Origin of the sequence: Oceanidesulfovibrio marinus (genome assembly GCF_013085545.1) — a bacterium.
GTDB lineage: Bacteria > Desulfobacterota > Desulfovibrionia > Desulfovibrionales > Desulfovibrionaceae > Oceanidesulfovibrio > Oceanidesulfovibrio marinus.
Genome location: NZ_CP039543.1, coordinates 2,813,773 through 2,831,775 on the forward strand (window position 1 = coordinate 2,813,773; position 18,003 = coordinate 2,831,775).

At 63.5% G+C, this 18,003-nt stretch carries 19 protein-coding genes; 8 read left to right on the forward strand and 11 right to left on the reverse strand.

The annotated features are described in order from the left end of the window. Nucleotides 1-15: 15 nt before the first annotated feature. Complete coding sequence (locus tag E8L03_RS12430) at nucleotides 16-468, reverse strand: hypothetical protein (protein WP_171267519.1); 453 nt, start codon at nucleotides 466-468, stop codon at nucleotides 16-18. Between the two features lie 133 nt (nucleotides 469-601). Here E8L03_RS12430 and E8L03_RS12435 point away from each other — a divergent pair, with 133 nt between their 5' ends. Continuing rightward, on the forward strand, nucleotides 602-2,314 hold the full coding sequence (locus E8L03_RS12435; protein ID WP_171267520.1) for an FAD-dependent oxidoreductase: 1,713 nt from the start codon (nucleotides 602-604) through the stop codon (nucleotides 2,312-2,314). 201 nt (nucleotides 2,315-2,515) lie between these two features. Here the strand turns inward: E8L03_RS12435 and infA are convergent, their stop codons facing one another. The 8 genes from infA to E8L03_RS12475 form a co-directional block, all read right to left on the reverse strand. Further along, nucleotides 2,516-2,734 carry a translation initiation factor IF-1 gene (gene infA / locus E8L03_RS12440; RefSeq protein ID WP_144307099.1) on the reverse strand — a complete coding sequence of 73 codons (219 nt, stop codon included), beginning with the start codon at nucleotides 2,732-2,734 and terminating at the stop codon, nucleotides 2,516-2,518. 114 nt (nucleotides 2,735-2,848) lie between these two features. Further along, a complete protein-coding gene (lgt, locus tag E8L03_RS12445) occupies nucleotides 2,849-3,652 on the reverse strand; it encodes a prolipoprotein diacylglyceryl transferase (RefSeq protein ID WP_144307128.1) in 804 nt (267 codons plus the stop codon). 284 nt (nucleotides 3,653-3,936) lie between these two features. Further along, nucleotides 3,937-4,647: a DVU0298 family protein gene (locus E8L03_RS12450; RefSeq protein WP_144307100.1), complete on the reverse strand. Its 711-nt coding sequence runs from the start codon at nucleotides 4,645-4,647 to the stop codon at nucleotides 3,937-3,939. A gap of 135 nt (nucleotides 4,648-4,782) precedes the next feature. Continuing rightward, the gene (locus E8L03_RS12455) at nucleotides 4,783-5,406 is read right to left on the reverse strand and encodes a tetratricopeptide repeat protein (RefSeq protein ID WP_144307101.1); all 624 of its coding nucleotides are present in this window, start codon (nucleotides 5,404-5,406) and stop codon (nucleotides 4,783-4,785) included. Continuing rightward, the gene (locus E8L03_RS12460; RefSeq protein ID WP_144307102.1) at nucleotides 5,396-5,752 is read right to left on the reverse strand and encodes a hypothetical protein; all 357 of its coding nucleotides are present in this window, start codon (nucleotides 5,750-5,752) and stop codon (nucleotides 5,396-5,398) included. The genes E8L03_RS12455 and E8L03_RS12460 overlap by 11 nt, the downstream gene beginning before the upstream one ends. 3 nt (nucleotides 5,753-5,755) lie before the next feature. Then, on the reverse strand, nucleotides 5,756-6,541 hold the full coding sequence (locus tag E8L03_RS12465; protein ID WP_171267521.1) for a YkgJ family cysteine cluster protein: 786 nt from the start codon (nucleotides 6,539-6,541) through the stop codon (nucleotides 5,756-5,758). A 276-nt stretch (nucleotides 6,542-6,817) separates the two neighbouring features. Continuing rightward, entirely contained in the window at nucleotides 6,818-7,006 is a 189-nt protein-coding gene (locus tag E8L03_RS12470) for a ferredoxin (protein WP_144307104.1), read from the reverse strand. 172 nt (nucleotides 7,007-7,178) lie between these two features. Then, complete coding sequence (locus tag E8L03_RS12475) at nucleotides 7,179-8,558, reverse strand: trypsin-like peptidase domain-containing protein (RefSeq protein WP_144307105.1); 1,380 nt, start codon at nucleotides 8,556-8,558, stop codon at nucleotides 7,179-7,181. 404 nt (nucleotides 8,559-8,962) lie between these two features. Between E8L03_RS12475 and E8L03_RS12480 the strand changes: the two genes are divergently transcribed. Continuing rightward, nucleotides 8,963-9,172: a heavy-metal-associated domain-containing protein gene (locus tag E8L03_RS12480; RefSeq protein ID WP_171267522.1), complete on the forward strand. Its 210-nt coding sequence runs from the start codon at nucleotides 8,963-8,965 to the stop codon at nucleotides 9,170-9,172. A 5-nt stretch (nucleotides 9,173-9,177) separates the two neighbouring features. Here the strand turns inward: E8L03_RS12480 and E8L03_RS12485 are convergent, their stop codons facing one another. Continuing rightward, on the reverse strand, nucleotides 9,178-10,140 hold the full coding sequence (locus E8L03_RS12485) for a homocysteine S-methyltransferase family protein (RefSeq protein ID WP_144307107.1): 963 nt from the start codon (nucleotides 10,138-10,140) through the stop codon (nucleotides 9,178-9,180). Between the two features lie 44 nt (nucleotides 10,141-10,184). Beyond that, a complete protein-coding gene (locus E8L03_RS12490) occupies nucleotides 10,185-10,682 on the reverse strand; it encodes a hypothetical protein (RefSeq protein WP_144307108.1) in 498 nt (165 codons plus the stop codon). Nucleotides 10,683-10,886: 204 nt separating this feature from the next. Here E8L03_RS12490 and E8L03_RS12495 point away from each other — a divergent pair, with 204 nt between their 5' ends. The 6 genes from E8L03_RS12495 (at nucleotide 10,887) to flhB (ending at nucleotide 17,994) form a co-directional block, all read left to right on the forward strand. After that, nucleotides 10,887-11,369 carry a FeoA family protein gene (locus E8L03_RS12495; RefSeq protein ID WP_144307109.1) on the forward strand — a complete coding sequence of 161 codons (483 nt, stop codon included), beginning with the start codon at nucleotides 10,887-10,889 and terminating at the stop codon, nucleotides 11,367-11,369. A 67-nt stretch (nucleotides 11,370-11,436) separates the two neighbouring features. Beyond that, nucleotides 11,437-11,688, forward strand: coding sequence for a FeoA family protein (locus E8L03_RS12500; RefSeq protein ID WP_144307110.1), 252 nt, complete (start codon nucleotides 11,437-11,439; stop codon nucleotides 11,686-11,688). Nucleotides 11,689-11,788: 100 nt separating this feature from the next. Then, nucleotides 11,789-13,984, forward strand: coding sequence for a ferrous iron transport protein B (gene feoB / locus E8L03_RS12505; RefSeq protein WP_171267523.1), 2,196 nt, complete (start codon nucleotides 11,789-11,791; stop codon nucleotides 13,982-13,984). Between the two features lie 141 nt (nucleotides 13,985-14,125). Beyond that, entirely contained in the window at nucleotides 14,126-16,060 is a 1,935-nt protein-coding gene (locus E8L03_RS12510) for a polysaccharide biosynthesis protein (RefSeq protein WP_171267524.1), read from the forward strand. A gap of 65 nt (nucleotides 16,061-16,125) precedes the next feature. Next, nucleotides 16,126-16,905 carry a flagellar biosynthetic protein FliR gene (gene fliR / locus E8L03_RS12515; RefSeq protein WP_144307130.1) on the forward strand — a complete coding sequence of 260 codons (780 nt, stop codon included), beginning with the start codon at nucleotides 16,126-16,128 and terminating at the stop codon, nucleotides 16,903-16,905. Between the two features lie 9 nt (nucleotides 16,906-16,914). Beyond that, on the forward strand, nucleotides 16,915-17,994 hold the full coding sequence (gene flhB / locus E8L03_RS12520) for a flagellar biosynthesis protein FlhB (RefSeq protein WP_144307112.1): 1,080 nt from the start codon (nucleotides 16,915-16,917) through the stop codon (nucleotides 17,992-17,994). The last annotated feature ends 9 nt before the right edge of the window (nucleotides 17,995-18,003 follow it).

Here is an 18,003-nt window from a genome sequence, read left to right on the forward strand (position 1 = left end):
TCTTGCTCCGTTTATCTAACATTCACGCTCAATATCAGCATCCTGCCAAACTTTCATAAAAGCCCTGTTGAATCGAAGATCTTCCGCATACAATTCCCACACTTCTCCATCTGTTAGTTCCATCTCAACAAATGCGGTGTTCTCTTCATTCCGACATGCAACCATCTCCGAAAGCGGTGTGCCTGGTCTAAAAACTTTGATGATGCAAGTATCGACGCTTGATGCCGCTAAAACCGTGCGTAGTGTATGATAATCCAGAAGCATTACGTCCTTTTCACATCTGGCTATGAAATCCATCATGCAACATCCGACAGTCTCCTCCACATATCCAGATGCTTCCAGCTCAACAACCATGAACAGATACCCCTTATCCCAAAAGGGCTTCGCACCTTCCAGAAATGTCTCAGGTCGAATATCGGCAACTTGCCTCATTTGTATTTTGATTCTGCCTGAATTGGACGATGACACGCCTATCTCCCGGTTTTTGAAAAACTGTTCACGGAATCCCCCTGTTCCTTATTGGGAATTTTGTCTAAGGTGTGCCCCACCTGTTAGCCCATTGACAAGCAATATCACCCAATCTCTTGCAAGGAGTTGATTCATGGCCGATCGAGTCGTCATCATCGGCGCCGTCGCTCTTGGCCCAAAGGCCGCGTCCCGTTACAAACGGCTCGTTCCTTCGGCCGAGGTGACCATGGTGGACATGTCCCCGTCCATCTCCTACGGCGGCTGCGGTATCCCCTTCTATGTTTCCGGCGACGTCTCCACTGCGGATGAGCTGAAGACCACAAGCTTTCACGTCGTGCGCACCCCGGCCTTTTTCGAGACGGCCAAGGGCGTGCACGTGCGGCCCTCCACCCGCGCCGTGTCCCTCGACCGGCAGAAGAAGGAAGTCCTGGTGGAAGACCTCAATACCGGCGCGCAGGACACCCTGCCCTATGACAAGCTCGTCATCGCCACGGGCTCCAGCCCGCGCAAGCTGCCCATTCCGGGCACCGACCTCGAAGGCGTGCACGCCGTGTCCGGCCTGGACGAGGCCGTGGAGATTCGCGAGAAGATCCAGAGCGGCTCCGTCAGCAAGGCCGTCATCGTGGGCTCCGGCTTCATCGGCCTGGAAATGGCCGAGGCCCTGTCCGACATGTGGGGCATCGACACCACCGTGGTGGAGATCACCGACCAGCTCCTGCCCGGCCTGGTGAGCCCGCATCTGGCCGAGATGGCCCGCCGGGACATGGAAGAGAACGACATCACCTTCCACTTCGGCGAGAAGGTCACGGCCATGGAAGGCGAGGACGGCCGCGTGACAAAGGTGGTCACGGACAAGCGCACCCTGGATGCGGACCTGGTGATCCTGTCCGTGGGCGTGGCGCCCAACGACGGCCTGGCGCGCGACGCCGGCCTGGACGTGCACGAGCGCGGCGGCATCATCGTGGATGACGAGCTGCGCACCTCGGACCCGGACATCTACGCCGGCGGCGACTGCGTGGTGGTCAAGAACCTCATCACAGGCCAGCCCGTGTTCCTGCCCATGGGCTCCATGGCCAACCGCCAGGGCCGGATCATCGCCGACAACCTGACGGGCCGGCACAAGAAGTTCCCGGGCGTGCTGGGCAGCTGGGCCGTCAAGCTCTTCGAAATCGCCGTCTCCGGCGTGGGCCTGACCATGGCCTCGGCAACGCGCGCCGGGTTCGACCCCGTCAACGTGCACATCTCCCAGCTGGACCGCGCCCACTTCTATCCGGAAAAAGGCCTCATGTACCTGGACCTGGTGGTGGACAAGAAGAGCAGCAAGGTCCTGGGCATACAGGGCCTGTCCATCATGCGCGACGCCCTGGTCGGCCGGATCAACGCCGTGGCGGCCGCCCTGCCCTTCGGCATCACGGTGGACGACCTGCAGGTCATGGAGTTCGCCTACTCCCCGCCCTTCTCCGCGGCCATGGACATCGTCAACTCCGCGGGCAACGTGGCGGCCAACGTCCTGGACGGCATCAACCGCGGCCTTCCGCCCGAGGAGTTCGCCGAGCGCTGGGCTGACCGCGAGTCCGGCGACATCTGCTTCCTGGACGTGCGGGCCGACGCCGACTCCGGCCCCCTGGCCAAGCGCCTCGATGCGCCGTACTGGAAGGCCATTCCCCAGGACGAGCTGCCCGCGCGCATGGACGAGGTGCCCCGCGGCAAGAAGCTGGTGCTGGTGTGCAACACCGGCGCGCGCTCCTACGAGGCGCAGGTGATGCTGGATGCCGCAGGCATCAAGGATTCCGAGAACCTCCAGGGCGGCATGGCCTCGGCGCGCATGCTGGGCACCGCCCCCTAGCAGACTGTTGAAAATCTCCCGCTGGCTGCGTTGCGTAAGGAGATTTTTTCATACCATCAACGTCACAAGGCCCGCATCGGCGTACCGGTGCGGGCCTTTTCTTATGTGGACGCACGGCCGGACGCTGGACGCAGCAGTGCGACCGCACGGCAGCGTGCGCTCAGGTTCGCCTGCAGAAGTGGAAAAGAAAGACCGGCGTGGCTATTTCATGCGGTAGGTAATGCGCCCACGGGAGAGATCGTACGGCGAGAGCTCCACCCGCACGCGGTCGCCCGGAAGAATGCGGATATAGAACTTGCGCATCTTTCCGGAGATATGCGCCAGGACCTCGTGGCCGTTTTCCAGTTCGACGCGGAACATGGCGTTCGGCAGCGCCTCCTGGACTATTCCGTCGACCTCAATGGATTCTTCCTTGGCCATTCAAGAACTCCTTAACAAGGGGTGCTTAAATTCGTCAGCTGGTTCTTTTTTTCACGAGACCTGATGATTGTCAACTGAGTCAGCGAGTTATGGACGTCTTGATGACGAAAAAACTTACGTACGCTTTGCGTACGATACCAGGATGAATCCAAGGCCCAAGAGGATCATGGGCGCGGAAAGAAGCTGGCCCATGGTCAGCCAGTCCCAGGCAAGGAAACCGAGCTGCGCGTCCGGCTGCCGCGTGAACTCCACCAGGGAGCGGAACACGCCGTAGCCCAACAGGAACAGCCCGGTAGTCGAGCCGCGGGGCCGTGGCCTGGACGAGAACCACCACAGCAGCGCGAAGAGCGCGATGCCTTCGAGCCCGGCCTCGTACAGCTGGGAGGGATGGCGCGGTACGCCCCCGGCCGCTGGGTCCGGAAAGACCATGGCCCAGGGCACATCCGTGGGGCGGCCCCAGAGCTCGCCGTTGATGAAGTTGCCGAGCCGGCCGAAAAGCAGGCCGGGCGGCGCGAGCACCACCGTGAAGTCCGTCACCGCCAGCAACGGCTTGTGTTTGATCCGGGCGAAGATGATAAAGGCCAGGGCAACGCCGATAGCCCCGCCGTGGAAGGACATGCCGCCGTGCCAGATCTTGAAGATTTCCAGAGGCCGGGCGATGAACGTTGGGAAATCGTAGAACAGGGCGTAGCCCAGGCGCGCGCCCAGAAGCAGACCCACGATGCAGTAGGTGATGAGGTCGTCCACCTCGGCCGGGGTCCAGGCGCCCTGCGGAGAGTCGGCCCTGCTGCGGGTGGCGCGCCAACGGCCCAGGAACCACGCTGTCAGGAAGCCGATGACGTACATCAGGCCGTACCAGCGGATGGCCAGCGGACCGAGCTCAATGGCGACGGGATCGAACTGCGGGTAGGGAATCATTTTTTTCCAATACGTATTCAAAAAAAGAACGCCGGAGCGTCGTATCGCGTCCGACATCCATGCTTCCTACCGGAAAGGACAGGGCCGGGAAAGCCCTGGGCTTCTGCTTTTGCGTGAAAAATGCATGAAGATGCAGTGAGCGCTTCCAGACGGATGACACCGTGCACTCTGGCAGGCTGCAGAGAAGGCTTGAGAGCAAGGCGCAAGAAAAACTCAAGGACGACGCACACTTCCTCATACGCGAGGATTTGAATCTTTCGAAGAAACGAAGCTAGCGGGCTTTGTCAGCTACCTGAAAGCGCGGCAAGCGCCTCTTTAGCCAGCGCACCGACGGTGGTCGTCTCCATGCGCCTTCCGCGATAGAGCTCCACGTCTGTCTCGTTGTCCTGCAACGCCTCCAACCCGGGCAGCGGGTCCACATCCCCAGGCAGGTGGCCAGCCATGGAAGAGAGCACCCAGGCGGCCAGGCCGGGAATCTGCTCGTCCTCGCAATCCTCCAGGCCGACGCACACGGCCGACGCTCCTTTGGTCAGAATGGCCGGGCGCTCCTGGGCCAGCCGCCCCAGCCCCCAGTACACCCCGCGCCGCAGCGGCGGGTGGTCGATAAAGTTGCCGCAGGTAATGGAGTCGTCCATGTAGCTCACGAGAATGGAAGAGTACTCCTGGGCCATGGTGGCGTTGACCGCCATGATCTCGCCCATGGACTCCGGCGCGCCCCAGGCAATGTTGCCGGACTCTTCGTTGAGGTTCCACATCAGCCGGCGCATGACGATGCGCGCGTCCTCCGCCTTGTTCTGGAACATGCGGTCCACGGTAAGGCCCAGGGCCGTGACCGCCCGCCAGCGAACCTCGTCCATCCGCAGCAGCGTGGAGAACAGCGGGCCGATGAGCTGACGCGGGGTGTACGCCTCGAACGCATCGAGATTGGCTTCCCACTCATCGGCGGCAAGCAGGGCCTGCACCTTGGTCTTGAGTCTGCGAAAGTCCTTTTCCATGATTGCACCATACGTCGCCGCACGCGGACCGGCAAGAGGGCGTCTCGGCGGAGACAAAAAAAGGCGGACCGGCAATGAAGCCGATCCGCCCGATATATGTCCTCTACGACAGCCCGCGAAGGACTTTGATCAGCCTCAGCGGTACTGGGCTATCTCGTCCAGCAGCCCCTGGGGCACATCGAAGCCGGTTTCAATGGCCTTGTCGACGTACTCCACGGCCTTGGCCGTCTCGCCCTTTTCCAGATGGGCCAGGGCCAGGTTGTTCCAGGCCGGGCCGAACATGGGCTCGATCTCCAGGGCGCGCTTGCAGACCTCGATGGCGCGCTCCGGGTCCCCTTCCATAAGATAGGCGCTGCCCAGAGTGGCCAGGGCCTGCACAAAGTTGGGGTCGATCTTCACGGCCTTTTCCAGGGCGCGCGCCGCCTTGTCCACCTCGCCCATCTGCAGCAGCACGAAGCCCACGTTGCCGTGGGGCGTGGCGAACATGGGCCGCACCTGGATGGCCAGCTTGTTGTAGTTGAGGCAGCCTTCCAGGTCGCCCTGGTGCATGGCGATGCCGCCAAGCTGGACGTACGCCTCGACCATGGTCGGGGAGTTCTCCACCGCCTCGCGGAAGCAGGACTCGGCCTCGAAGAAGTCACCCTTGGAAAGATAGGCGACGCCCAGGTTGTAGTGCGTGTTGCCGCACTCGGAGTTGTCCTTCAGCTTTTCCTTACACTCGGCGATGAATTCATCAACATTGGTGGCATTAGTCTGCATTCTGCACGCCTTCCTTTTCCATGAGTTTTTTGTACCAGGCACTGAACTCCATCATGCCCTCATAACGGTCTTCCTGACGCATCACGCCCATGGCCAGCTCCATGGCGCCGGAGGCAAAAGCCTGGGTGTAGCCCTGGTGCGCCTCGCGGGAGCGCAAAAAGTCCGAAACGAGCTGCTGGATGGTCCGGTTGGTCGGGTCCTTGCGTATCTCGATGGGGTCCTTCGGCATGGCAAAGGGGTCCCACTTGTCGTATCCGATGCGGTCCACGAACTTCTTGCGGCGCGGGTTCATCTTCTCGTAGATGGCCCGCTTCTGCGCTTCGTGCTCCGGGGTGTACTGGCTCACAGGCTAGTCCTCCTCGTCCGACGGGGGGCGCAGATCGCCGATGCCGCCCGGCGCGGCGTGGCGCTCCCGCTCCGGTCCCTTGATCTCCCAGGTGTGGCCGCCACCGCAGCTGCCGCAGTCGGACGCCTCTTCCTCCGATGCCTCGCCTTCGATAACGCCCAGATACTCGTCGTCGTACTTGTTCATCAGGGCCATGGATACGGGCACCAGAATCTCGTCCAGGCCCGTGTGGCTGGTGTTGAACGAGGAAACAAGCTCGCGGCTCAGGTTGTAGAGCCGCTCGTGGATCTGCTCCATGTTCACCGTGGGGTACGGCTTGCCCGGCGCGAAACCGGAGCGGCCGCAGGTGCGGGCCTCGCCGCCGTATGCCGAGGGAATGCCGTACAGCCGGCAGGTGACCGGCCTGTTCTCGTACATCGCGCAGCGCTGCTCATCGTCCAGCATAGGACAGCGCACGCGCATGGCGGCCACTTCCTTGAGGATATCGCCGGCCTTCACGCCATCCTGGGACGCTTTGAAGACCTTGCGCTTGATCTTGTAGGCCTCGCGGTCGGCCTTGTCCGCGCGCACCAGCACTTCGGCGCGCTCCGCACCGGAGAACTGCTCGTTGAACTTCTGGTTCAGATAGATGGCTTCCACCAGGGAGAGATCGAACAGCGCGTAGCAGCAGTCGTCGCAGCCCTTGGAGCACTGCACTTCTTCGGGATGAGCCTCTCTGACCTTTTCGAAGATGGCGTCAATCTCGGCGACGAAGGTTTCGTACTTATCAAATATCTCTTTGAAATCCATGAACTCTCCTAGATATGTGGAATACGCCGGCTTCCCTGTCTCGGCGCCGCGAAGAATGCCCTGCAACCTGTGCGCCCTCGAGTCGCCCATGGGGAAACCCCAAGACACCGCCACGCCACGGGCACACAACATGGCAGATAAGCATGATTGCGCCGCTGTCGACAGCTCTGGCGGAAAAAAAACGGACGGGCGACTGACGCCGGAAGGAGCCCCCGGCGGGGGAGCCGACGCATGATGCGGATCGGGTGAACGGCTCAGGCGTAAGCCGTGTGGATATTACTTTTCCTCGACGACGATCGCATCCTGCTCGCAGACCTCGACGCACGATTCGCAGCCGAGACACTCATCCATGTTGGTCGCCACGGCCTTGCCGTCCTTGAGCTCGTAGACCTCCACCGGACAGACGTCCACGCACTCGCCGTCCCCCACGCATTTGTCGATGTCGACAATGATTTTGTACCCCATCGAAACTCTCCTCAAAAATTGTGACGCAGCCCCCACACGGCGCATGCCGCACGCAACGCCTCCCCCTTGGGAAAACAATAGGCGTGCATAGCGTTCGGCCTTGTATGTGTCAAGAAAACCCGGCAGAGGCCGCGGCCTGCTGCGCCTTGCTGCTTCCGGCTGCGAGCCCGCGTCAGATCTGCATGCGCACGTGATACATCCGGCCGGCGCGGCCCACGATGAGCAGCACCTGATTGTTCATCCGGTGGCGCATGAAGGCCTTGGCGAAATCATCGCGCGACTTGAGCTCGATGCTGCCGATCTGCAGCAGCACGTCGCCGGGTTCCAGCCCAAGCTGGCTGGCCGGGCTGTTGGATATAACGTTGCGCACCGGGATGCCTTTGCCGTCGGCTTCCCCTATCTCCACCCCCCAACGCTCGCGCGCCATGGCCAGCGCCTCGTCCGTGGCGTACGGCGTGGGCATCGCCTTGGCCTGGAACCGCTTGCCGTCGCGCAGCATTCCCAGGGTCAGCGTCTCGCCGCGCACGTAGTTCTCCAGCATGGCCATGTAGTGGTCCTTGTCCTGCACGGGCACGCCCTGCATGGAAAGCAGCACGTCACCAGGCTTGAGACCGGCCTGGGCTGCGGGCAGGCCGGCGTAGACCTTGGTGATGATCATGCCTTGCAACCGGTCCAGTCCGAAGTAGCTGGCCGTGCCGGGGTCGATGCTCTGGCCGGAGAGACCGAGCCACACCGGGCTTACCCGGCCCGTGCCAAGGAGCTCGCCCACCACGCGCTTGGCCTTGTTCACTGGAATGGCGAAGCCGATGCCCTCGGCCTGGGCGTGAATCGCCGTGTTGATGCCGATGAGCTCGCCGTGCAGGTTGAGCAGCGGACCGCCTGAGTTACCGGGGTTGATGGCCGCGTCGGTCTGGATGAAGTCCGTGTAGATGCCGTGATCCGTGCGGATGGAGCGCTCCACGGCGGAGATCACGCCCGTGGTCACTGTATGCGTGAAGCCGAAGGGGTTGCCGATGGCGATGGCCGTCTCGCCAATAAGAATGTCGTCGGAGTCGCCCATGGGCACCTGCGGCAGGTTGGCCGCGTCGTCCAGTCGCAGCACGGCGATGTCAAAGTCCGGGTCCGAGGCCACGAGCTGGGCCTTGAACTCCCGCCCGTCCACCAGCCGCGCGCGAACCGAGGTGGCGCCGTTGATCACGTGCGCGTTGGTCAGCACCAGGCCGCGCTTGCCGTCGATAATCACGCCGGAGCCCATGCTCTGCTGGTTATAGCTGCGCTGGGGCAGATCGCCGAAAAACTCCTTGAAGAACGGCGAGAACAGGTTGTTGCCCCCGCCAAAGGGCGCGCTGCGCGTCACCACGCGGTCCGTGGTGATGTTCACCACCGCGGGGCTGGCCTTCTCCACGGCGCGCACCACCGGGGTCCGGCGCAGATCGTCCGCCGCATGGGCTGCGGGCGCCATGCCGGCCAGCAGCACGGCCAGGGTGAAAAACACGGAGAAACACGCGACGCGACGCGACGAAAAACGCCTGCTCCACAACGACTTGGGCATGGATGATCCTTGGAAAAATCGGCCGCACAAGGGCCGGTAACTGGTGTGCATGCTGTCCATTGGTGAGGGCGCATCATAAAAATGTTGGCCGGCCTGTCAACAATCTTCCCGGCGGAATCCCTGCGCGGCGCGCACCGCCAGCCCCTCCGGCCCGAATCGGCGCGGCTGCCACGGCTTCATAAAAAATTCGTAACCGTCCGTTTCCCTTGCACCCGGCTCAACTGTCCGGGCCTCCCTTCCCACAGAAAACTCGCGGTACGAACAGGCGATCCTGCCGACAACGTGCGTGTCCTGTGCCTGTGGACCACACGCTACAGCCGTGCTACCATCCTTGAAAACGTGACTGTTTCGTACGGTCGGGGGAGTCTCCGGCCTGCGGCATCTACCCTATTTCCGGAGAATTTATGAGCTCCTCGCAGACAATCCGCGTCAAAGGCATGCGCTGCCAGCATTGCAGCCAGTCCGTCACCCAGGCCCTCGAAGCCATTCCCAACGTCCATGACGTGCAGGTGGACCTCTCCTCCGGCGATGTGACCTTCGAGACTTCCGGCCCGGTGGACAAGGACACGGTCCGTTCGGCCATCGAGGCCATCGGCTTCGACGTCGAAGAGTAGCGAGCCTACCCGCCGTAGTCCCTTGCCAGCGCCTCTTGCAGCGCGGCGATATGCGGCGGCCGGATGCCGCAGCACCCCCCCACGGCGCGCACCCCCAGCCGGACCCAGTCCATGGCCCTCGCGGCAAAGGCCTCGGGCTCCAGGGTGTCGTCGAACCGCCAGTTGGGCATCTCGAAGATGCCGTGGTGGGGGTACGCAAAGATCGGCCCGTCCCACGCACGCCTGATCGCGGCGACGGCGTCCGCCACCAGCTCCATCTGGCTGTGCATCACGCCCACGGCCTGCGGCGCACGGCCCTGGTCCAGTACCTCGGCCACGCCCTCCTCAAAGGGTGCTTGCGAGCCGTAGAAGCGCAGCCCGCCGCGGGTGTCGCGCTCCGCGCTGAAGCCGAGCCACACCGGCAGCCCGGTATCCTGCGCCGCGTCCAGGCAGAGCAGGGTCTCCTCCACGTCGCGCATCATCTCCAGAATGAGCAGATCCGCCCCGGCGCCGGCCAGAATCCGCGCCTGCGCCTGGTAGCCATGGTCGGAAGCGCCGCCCAAGGCAAGCACGTCGCTGTCCAGTCCGCCGGTAAACGTGGTTGTGGACATGGAGCCCGCCACCCACAGACGGCGGCCGGGAGCCGCCCTGCCCCGCGCCTCCACCTCGGCGCGCGCCTCCAACGCCAGCTCCACAGCCCGGCGGTTGGCCGGCTCGAACTCCGAGGCCAGCCCGGCCCGCGACATGACATGGCGGTTCGAAGGATAGGTGTTGGCGATGATGAGCTCCGCTCCGGCCTCCAGATAGGAACGGTGTACGCCGCGCACGATGTCCGGATCGGTGAGCGAGGCCATGGCGCTCCAGGCCTTTTCGTGCATGGCCGCGCCGCGGCGCTCGATCTCCGTGCCGGTGCCGCCGTCCAGCAGCATGGGCGGATTCTCGCGGAGCCTGGCCTCCAGAGCCTCCATCGCTTCATTCCCCGTGGGCATGGCGTTTCGTCTCCTGTATTGATACGGCGCCTTGCGGCGACCTTTCAGCCGGTCAGTTCGTCCGGCGGTTCCACAAGCAATCCCAGGTCCAGACACGCGGCCACGCCCAGGCAGATGGCCTCGGCCGCGTCGGCCTGCGCCTCCCGCGGGCCGGAGGGACCGTCGCGCAGGATGATGCGCCCGGCCGCCTGCCGCGCATAGGACTTGGCCCGCTCGCCGTCCGCGCGCTCCCGCAGGGGGAAAAGCGTTTCCCGCCACTCCTCCGCGCTGTAGACCAGCACCTCGATGCCCCGCCGCCTGGCCTCGTTTTCCCAGTGGCGCAGGAGCGGCCCCCCGCCCTCCAGGGCCAGCCAGTCCACCTCGCCGGCGCGGTCCAATATATGGATAACGCCGCGCTTGTGCCGGGCCGCGGCGCCAAAGTTGTGCGAGCCATGCCAGAGCAGCCGGCACTCGTCGTCGAACCGTGCGAATCCAGTTGAAAGCCCCACATCGACGGCAAGCAGGCCTCCATCGACTGTGCCGTTATCATCCAATCGACGCATGAATGTCTCGCTTTTGCCGTTGCATGGGCCGAGGATACCATACCGGATAGACAGTGTGTTTCTCTCGATACCACTTTGCCAGCGTTTTGCACAAGCAACCCTATTCAAAGGATATTCATTCTTTGTTAAAAAACTGACCATCGCGGAAGGATTTTTTCCCCACAGCGCTTGACAACCATTCTCAACGAGAATAGCTATCAAGACATGCGCAACTTCCGTTTCTTCACTTTTGGCTCGGACGACGGACCAGACAAGGTTGGCTCGGGCCACAGACATCACAAACGGCGCCGCCGTCATGGCTGCGGCAAGCCGTGTTGCGAGCAACCTGCCGGAGTTGCGCATCCGGACGCGAAACCCTTGCCCGATTTCCGCGCCGGAGAAACCGTGCTGGTGGACAGAATCGAGCGCGGCCGCATGGCCTGCCGGCTATACGCCATGGGGTTCACCCCTGGCACTGCGCTTGTCATCGAGTCCCCTGGCCGGAGTGCGGTGCGCTGCTCGGTCCGCGGCAGCTCCATCGTCATTGGTCGTGGTCAGGCGGACAAGATCCTGTGCATTCCCGCTTCCGCCGCCGTTCGGGGGGAAGAGACCGCTCCCGCGCAGGAAGCAGCCTCGAACATGAAGTCGGATGCAAGCAAAACCGCTTCGCCGGCCCACCTTCCCCAGCTGAAAGGGACGTTGACGTAGGTTGCCTAGCCGTGCCGCCTGCCCGCATTGTTTTATCTGTTCAATACACACCATGGAGGTATGAAATATGTCCGAACAAATTCACAGCTTGCGCGGTCTGGCTGTCGGTGTGAAGGCCGAGGTGCGCCGCATCGAAGCGCATGGCGAGCTTGGCCGCCGCATTCGTGACATGGGCCTGATTCCAGGCACCGAGATCGAGGTCATCGGCCGGGCTCCGCTCAAGGACCCCGTCGCCCTCCGTCTCCGCGGTTTCACCCTGACCCTGCGCAACAACGAAGCCGACTTTATCTATGTGGAGCCCCTCGCCTCCTCCAACTAGATAAACAACATCTCCTGCCTACCCCCATTTCTTTAAGAATAGCGAGCACAAGGACGCTCGAGACAATATGCGGAGTTCAACAATGGACAGAAGGGACCTTATGCAGAAGCCCCTTGTCATAGCCCTCGCCGGCAATCCCAACGCCGGCAAGACAACAGTATTCAACGCCATCACAGGTGCCCGCCAGCACGTGGGCAACTATCCGGGCATCACCGTGGAGCGCAAGGAAGGCTGCGTGACCTGCGGTGATCGCAAGCTCCAGCTTGTCGACCTTCCCGGCACATACTCGCTTACGGCTTACTCCCAGGAAGAGGTTGTCGCACGCGAGTATCTGGCGGACGAACGTCCTGACGCCGTCATCCACGTGCTCAACGCCAGCGCCCTGGAGCGCAACCTCTACCTCACCGTCCAGCTCCTGGAGCTCGGCGCACCCGTGATGCTGGCCCTGAACGTGATGGACGAGGCCAGAGCCCACGGCTGGATCGTGGATTCCGAGCGGCTCTCCAAGCTGTTGGACCTTCCCGTGGTGGAGACCATCGCCCGCACCGGCAAGGGCATGGACGAGCTGCTTGCCGCCGCCGGCACCCACGCCCAAGAGAACCAGAATGCGGACTGGAAGCCGCTGACCATCTCCTACGGCCCGGACCTGGACCCTGTCATCGCCGAGATGGTCGACGCCATCGAGCGCGAGAAGTTCCTTACCGATCGCTACCCCGCCCGCTGGACCGCCATCAAGTACCTCGAACGCGACGACGCCGTGCTCGAACAGGGCCGCAACGCGGGCAAGGTGGCCGAGACCCTGGAAGACCTCGCCCGCCGCGTTGCCGAGCACTGCCGCACCACCCTGAACATGGATCCGGAAGCGATCATCGCCGACTACCGCTACGGCTTCATCTCCTCCATCCTCAAGCAGGGCGTGCTCTCCCGCGAGGACCGCAAGGAGCGCATCCTGCTCTCGGACAAGATCGACCGGGTGCTGACCCAGCGGCTGGTCGGCCCCATCATCATGGTCGCCGTGCTCTTCGCCATCTACAACCTGACCTTTGTGCTGGGCGAGGTGCCCATGGGCTGGCTGGAGTCGCTCTTCGGCTTCCTGCACGACACGGCCGCCTCCATACTGCCAGACGGCCTGCTGCAGTCCCTCGTGGTCTCGGGCGTCATTGACGGCGTGGGCGGCGTGCTCGGTTTCGTGCCGCTCATCATGATCATGTTCTTCTGCATCTCCTTCCTGGAGGACTCCGGCTACATGGCGCGTGTGGCGTACATGCTGGACAAGGTCTTCAACTTCTTCGGCCTGCACGGCTCCTCGGTCATGCCCTTCATCATCTCGGGCGGCATCGCCGGCGGCTGCGCCGTTCCCGGCGTCATGGCCGCGCGCACCCTGCGCAGCCCCAAGGAGAAGATCGCCACGGTGCTCACCGCGCCGTTCATGACTTGCGGCGCCAAGCTGCCCGTGTTCATCCTGCTCGTGGGCGTGTTCTTCCCCACCCACCAGGCGCTGGCCCTGTTCCTGGTTTCCCTGGCCGGCTGGACCATGGCCCTGGTCACCTCCAAGGTCCTGCGCTGCACCGTGATCCGCGGCCCCTCCACCCCCTTTGTCCTGGAGTTGCCGCCGTACCGCATGCCCACCTTCCGCGGCATGTGCATCCACACCTGGGAGCGCACCTGGCACTACATCAAGAAAGCCGGTACGGTCATCCTGGCCGTCTCCATCCTGCTCTGGGCGCTGATGACCTTCCCGTCCCTGCCCCAGGATCAGGTCACGCAGTTCGAGACCATGGCCGAGACGGCGCAGACCCAGGCCCTGGCCGAGGCCCAGGCTCAGAACCTCTCGACTGAGGAAACCGACGCCCTTGTGACCTCGTCCCTGGACGACGTTGCCAACCAGGAGGCCGAGGCCGCGCTCCTGCACTCTTACGCCGGCCGTATCGGCACGGCCCTCGAGCCCGTGACCAGCTGGGCCGGGTTTGACTGGCGGCTGAACATCGCCCTGGTGGGCGGCTTCGCGGCCAAAGAGGTCGTCATCTCCACGCTGGGTACGTCGTACTCCCTGGGCGAGGTGGACCCGGAGGACTCGGGCTCCCTGGCTGAGCGGATCGAGAGCAACCCCAACTTCACCATGGCCACCGCCGTGGCGCTCATGGCCTTTGTGCTGATCTACGCGCCATGCTTTGTGACTGTCGTAACCATTGCCAAGGAAACAAACTGGAAGTGGGCGATATTCTCAACCGCCTACTCCACTATCATCGGCTTCGTCCTGGCAGTGGTCCTCTACCAGGGCTTAAGCGTGACCTAGCCTCGCGCAGCCTCCTCGACTGCGGACCGGCGATGCGCCGCCGGTCCGCACAATCTTTCACAGCCCGCAGGCGTTCACACCTGCGGGCTGTTCTGGTATAGAGCACAGGGGGTTCCACACTCCAAAGGTACATCCACGCACATGCCATCCTCCCCGAAACGCACCGGCGCCCTGTTCAACGCCGTGGACGCCCTGCTCGCCGCTGCGGCCTATGCCCTGGCCTATCTCGTGCGCTTCGAGGGCGGGGCTCTGCCGGCCGAGCAGTGGACCTATCTTCTGGCCTTCATCGTCCCCTTCACCGCGCTCAAGCTGCTCTTTTTCCGGCTCTTCCACCTGCACCGCGGCATGTGGCGGTTCACCAGCATCCACGACCTCGCAGCCGTGGCCAAGGCCGCCACCCTGGCCTCCCTGGTCATGCTTGCGGCGCTGCTCATCGCCCACCGCTTCCACGGCTTCTCGCGCTCGGTCTTTGTGCTCGACTGGCTGTTCACCATGCTGCTGGTGGGCGGCGTGCGGGTGTTCATTCGCATGGTGGCCGGCATGGGCTGGCCGGATCTCTCGCGGGAGCGGCTCATGCACCTCGCGCGGGGCCGCTGGAGGCCGGCGGCCCGGCGTCGCTGCGTGCTGTTCGGTGCGGGCACTGCGGCCGAGGCGCTGCTGCGCGACATGGAGGACCGCCCCGAGACAGGCATCGAGGTTGCGGCCATCTTTGACGACAACCCGTCCAAGCAGGGGCTGCGGCTGCACGCCGTGCCCGTGGTGGGTGGGCTTGACGACGTGGAGGAGTGGCTTACTACGCAGCGCGCGCCCGTGCAGGAAGCGCTCATCGCCTTGCCGGAAGCCGTGCCCGAGGCCATGCGCCGCGCCGTGGACGTGTGCGAGCGCGCCGGCCTGGGCTACCGGACCATTCCTTCCCTGCACGAGATCGCCCAGGGCCGGGTCACGGTCTCCGCCCTGCGCGAGGTGGACTACCGCGACCTTCTGCCACGCGAGACGGCCCAGCCCGAACGGGAGCGCATTTCCGCCTATCTCACGGGCCGACGGGTGCTGGTCACCGGCGCTGGCGGCTCCATAGGCTCGGAGCTCTGCCGGCAAATCGCCCACTTCGACCCCGCCTCGCTGCTGCTGGTGGAGATGAACGAGTCCAGCCTCTACACCATCGCCATGGAGCTGGAGCACGAACGGGGCTTTACCAGGCACACGCCCTTGCTGGGCACCCTGGCGGACCGCCGGTGGACCGAGTGGGTCTTTGCCGAGCACAAGCCCCACGTGGTCTTCCATGCCGCGGCGTACAAGCATGTGCCCATGCTGGAGCTCCACCCCTGGCAGGCCGTGACCAACAACGTGCTGGCCACGGAGAGCCTGTTGGACATCGCCGACGCCCACGGCGTGGAACGCACCATCATCGTCTCCACGGACAAGGCCGTGAACCCGGCCAACGTCATGGGCGCGACCAAGCGGCTCACCGAACGGTTGATGCAGTGCCGCCGGGGCGGCTCCATGAAGCTCGCCGCGGTGCGCTTCGGCAACGTGCTCGGCTCCTCCGGCTCGGTCATCCCGCTCTTCCGACGGCAAATCGCCCACGGCGGTCCCGTAACCGTGACCCACCCGGAGATGACGCGCTTCTTCATGACCGTGGAGGAGGCGTGCCTGCTCATCCTGCAGGCCGGGGCCATGGGCTCGGCCGGCGAGATCTTCGTGCTCAACATGGGCAACCCGGTGAAGATCATCGACCTGGCGCGAGACCTGATCCACCTCTCGGGCAAAGAGCCGGACAAGGACATCGAGATACGCATCACCGGCCTCAGACCCGGCGAGAAGCTGGCCGAGGAGCTGGTGAGCGCGGACGAGCACGCCGCGCCCTCCGAGCACTCGCAGATCCTTGTCCTGGAGGAGTCCTCCTGCCCGGCGCCCGGGACCTATGCTGATATCCTGACCACGCTGGCCGATGCGGCCGCCCGGCGCGAGCCGGACGAGCTGCGGCGGCTGCTGGCCATGGCGGTTCCGGAGTACCATCCTGCATCCGGCGGCAGTGTCGGCGCAGCGTCGCCCGAGCCGTCAGAATCGCCTGCCTGAACCGCACGATCCGCCGTATCCATTGACCTTCGCCGCTTGGCCCCTCCCTTGCATCTCGCGTGGGCATGGAGTTTCTCGGCATCGCACCAGACACAGTCCTGAGCTTTCTGCTGACCCTCTTCCGGGTCAGCATCGTGCTCTTCATGCTGCCCTTCTACGGCGGGGACACCATCCCGAGATCGGTCAAGGCCGCCCTGACCCTGGTGGTCACGCTGGCGTTCTGGCCGCACCTGTCGCTGCCGGGCTCCGCCTTCCCGACGCACCCTGTCTCCATCATCCTGATGATTCTCGGCGAGGCCGCCATGGGCCTGACCCTGGGGCTCATCGTCCATTTCATCTTCGCCGCCATCCAGACCGGCGGCCAGATCGTCGGCTTCCAGATGGGCTTCGCCATGGTCAACGTGATCGACCCCATCACCGGCACGTCCGAGGCCGTAACCGCCCACTTCTTGTGGATGGTTGCGATGCTCACATTTTTGACATTGGGCGGCCACCTGTATCTTCTGTTCGCCGTGACCAAGAGCTTCGAGCTGGTGCCGCCGGGCAGCCTGTTCATCACGCCTGCCGTTGCCGGGCGGGTTCTCGAGTTCTCCGGGCAGATGTTCATCCTCGCGGTGCGCATTGCCGCGCCGATCATGGTCTCGCTCTTTCTGGTGGACCTGGGCCTGGCCCTGGTCTCCCGCGCGGCTCCGCAAATGAACGTCCTGTTCGTGGGCTTCCCCATCAAGGTTGGCGTGGGCTTCTTCTTCCTGGGCTTGGTTTTCACAATCATTTCCAACTACATGGGCCGCTTCATCGACCAGTTCCTGGCGATCTTCGACTCGCTCATGCGCCTTGCGGCATAGGGTCTCGGCATGCCCCAGCAAGATCCAAGCAGAACAGAAGAGCCGACTCAAAAACGGCTCGACAAAGCCCGCAACGAGGGCAACGTCGCCAAGTCGCAGGAGGTGGGCAAGACCTTTGTGCTGCTGGCCGGCGTGGTCGTTCTCAGGATGTACGTGTCGTACATAGGTGAGGATATGGAGGAGCTCTTCCGCTGGTTCATGGAGACCGCCCCCACCTTCGCGCTGACGCCCGAGAGTCTCTACGCGCTATTCTCCATGATACTCAAAGCCATGGCCGTCATGGTTCTGCCCGTGATGCTCGCCCTGGCAGTCTTCGCCTTCTTCAGCAACTATCTGCAGGTCGGTTCCTTGTGGACCACCAAGGTCTTCGAGCCCAAATTCGGCAAGATGTTCAACGTCGTCGGCGGAATGCAGCGCATTTTCTTCAGCCTCTCCACCCTGGTTCGCCTCTTCAAGTCCATGGGACAGGCCTTGGTCATCGGCCTGGTCGCCTACTACATGGTCAAGGGCAAGCTCTCGGAATCGCTACCCATGTTCTATCAGCCGGCGCGCAATGTGGCTGCTTACATGCTGGACTCCGGCGGAGACATGGTGATCTGGGTGTTGCTGCCACTCTTTATCATCACGGCCCTGGACCTCTGGTACACGCGCTGGGACTACACCGAACAGCTGAAGATGACCAAGGACGAGGTCAAGGACGAGCGCAAGCAGATGGAAGGCGACCCCAAGGTCAAGCAGCAGCAGAAGCAGAAGATGCTCCAGATGTCGAGCCGGCGAATGATGGCTCAGGTGCCCAAGGCCGACGTGGTCGTCACCAACCCCACGCACATCGCCGTGGCCCTGCGCTACGATCCACAAGAGGCGCCTGCGCCGCAGGTTCTGGCCAAGGGCGCGGACGCCGTGGCCGAGCGGATCAAGGAAGTCGCCCGCGAAAACAACGTACCTGTCCGCGAAAACAAGCCGCTGGCACGAGCCTTGTATAGTGCTGTGGAAGTGGGAGATACGATTCCCGAGGAGCTGTACCAGGCGGTGGCCACGATACTCGCGCAGATCTTCAAGAACCGGGGTCAGGCAGGCCCCGTCGGATAACGACAATGA

What these genes read in the sequence shown, in the direction of transcription:
- E8L03_RS12435 (WP_171267520.1), top strand. Translation starts at nt 602, where the DNA reads ATGGCCGATCGAGTCGTCATCATCGGCGCCGTCGCTCTTGGCCCAAAG.
- E8L03_RS12480 (WP_171267522.1), top strand. Translation starts at nt 8,963, where the DNA reads ATGAGCTCCTCGCAGACAATCCGCGTCAAAGGCATGCGCTGCCAGCAT.
- feoB (WP_171267523.1), top strand. Translation starts at nt 11,789, where the DNA reads ATGCAGAAGCCCCTTGTCATAGCCCTCGCCGGCAATCCCAACGCCGGC.
- E8L03_RS12475 (WP_144307105.1), bottom strand. Translation starts at nt 8,558, where the DNA reads ATGCCCAAGTCGTTGTGGAGCAGGCGTTTTTCGTCGCGTCGCGTCGCG.
- infA (WP_144307099.1), bottom strand. Translation starts at nt 2,734, where the DNA reads ATGGCCAAGGAAGAATCCATTGAGGTCGACGGAATAGTCCAGGAGGCG.
- flhB (WP_144307112.1), top strand. Translation starts at nt 16,915, where the DNA reads ATGCCCCAGCAAGATCCAAGCAGAACAGAAGAGCCGACTCAAAAACGG.
- E8L03_RS12485 (WP_144307107.1), bottom strand. Translation starts at nt 10,140, where the DNA reads ATGCCCACGGGGAATGAAGCGATGGAGGCTCTGGAGGCCAGGCTCCGC.
- E8L03_RS12490 (WP_144307108.1), bottom strand. Translation starts at nt 10,682, where the DNA reads ATGCGTCGATTGGATGATAACGGCACAGTCGATGGAGGCCTGCTTGCC.
- lgt (WP_144307128.1), bottom strand. Translation starts at nt 3,652, where the DNA reads ATGATTCCCTACCCGCAGTTCGATCCCGTCGCCATTGAGCTCGGTCCG.
- fliR (WP_144307130.1), top strand. Translation starts at nt 16,126, where the DNA reads ATGGAGTTTCTCGGCATCGCACCAGACACAGTCCTGAGCTTTCTGCTG.
- E8L03_RS12495 (WP_144307109.1), top strand. Translation starts at nt 10,887, where the DNA reads ATGCGCAACTTCCGTTTCTTCACTTTTGGCTCGGACGACGGACCAGAC.
- E8L03_RS12450 (WP_144307100.1), bottom strand. Translation starts at nt 4,647, where the DNA reads ATGGAAAAGGACTTTCGCAGACTCAAGACCAAGGTGCAGGCCCTGCTT.
- E8L03_RS12465 (WP_171267521.1), bottom strand. Translation starts at nt 6,541, where the DNA reads ATGGATTTCAAAGAGATATTTGATAAGTACGAAACCTTCGTCGCCGAG.
- E8L03_RS12500 (WP_144307110.1), top strand. Translation starts at nt 11,437, where the DNA reads ATGTCCGAACAAATTCACAGCTTGCGCGGTCTGGCTGTCGGTGTGAAG.
- E8L03_RS12470 (WP_144307104.1), bottom strand. Translation starts at nt 7,006, where the DNA reads ATGGGGTACAAAATCATTGTCGACATCGACAAATGCGTGGGGGACGGC.
- E8L03_RS12455 (WP_144307101.1), bottom strand. Translation starts at nt 5,406, where the DNA reads ATGCAGACTAATGCCACCAATGTTGATGAATTCATCGCCGAGTGTAAG.
- E8L03_RS12510 (WP_171267524.1), top strand. Translation starts at nt 14,126, where the DNA reads ATGCCATCCTCCCCGAAACGCACCGGCGCCCTGTTCAACGCCGTGGAC.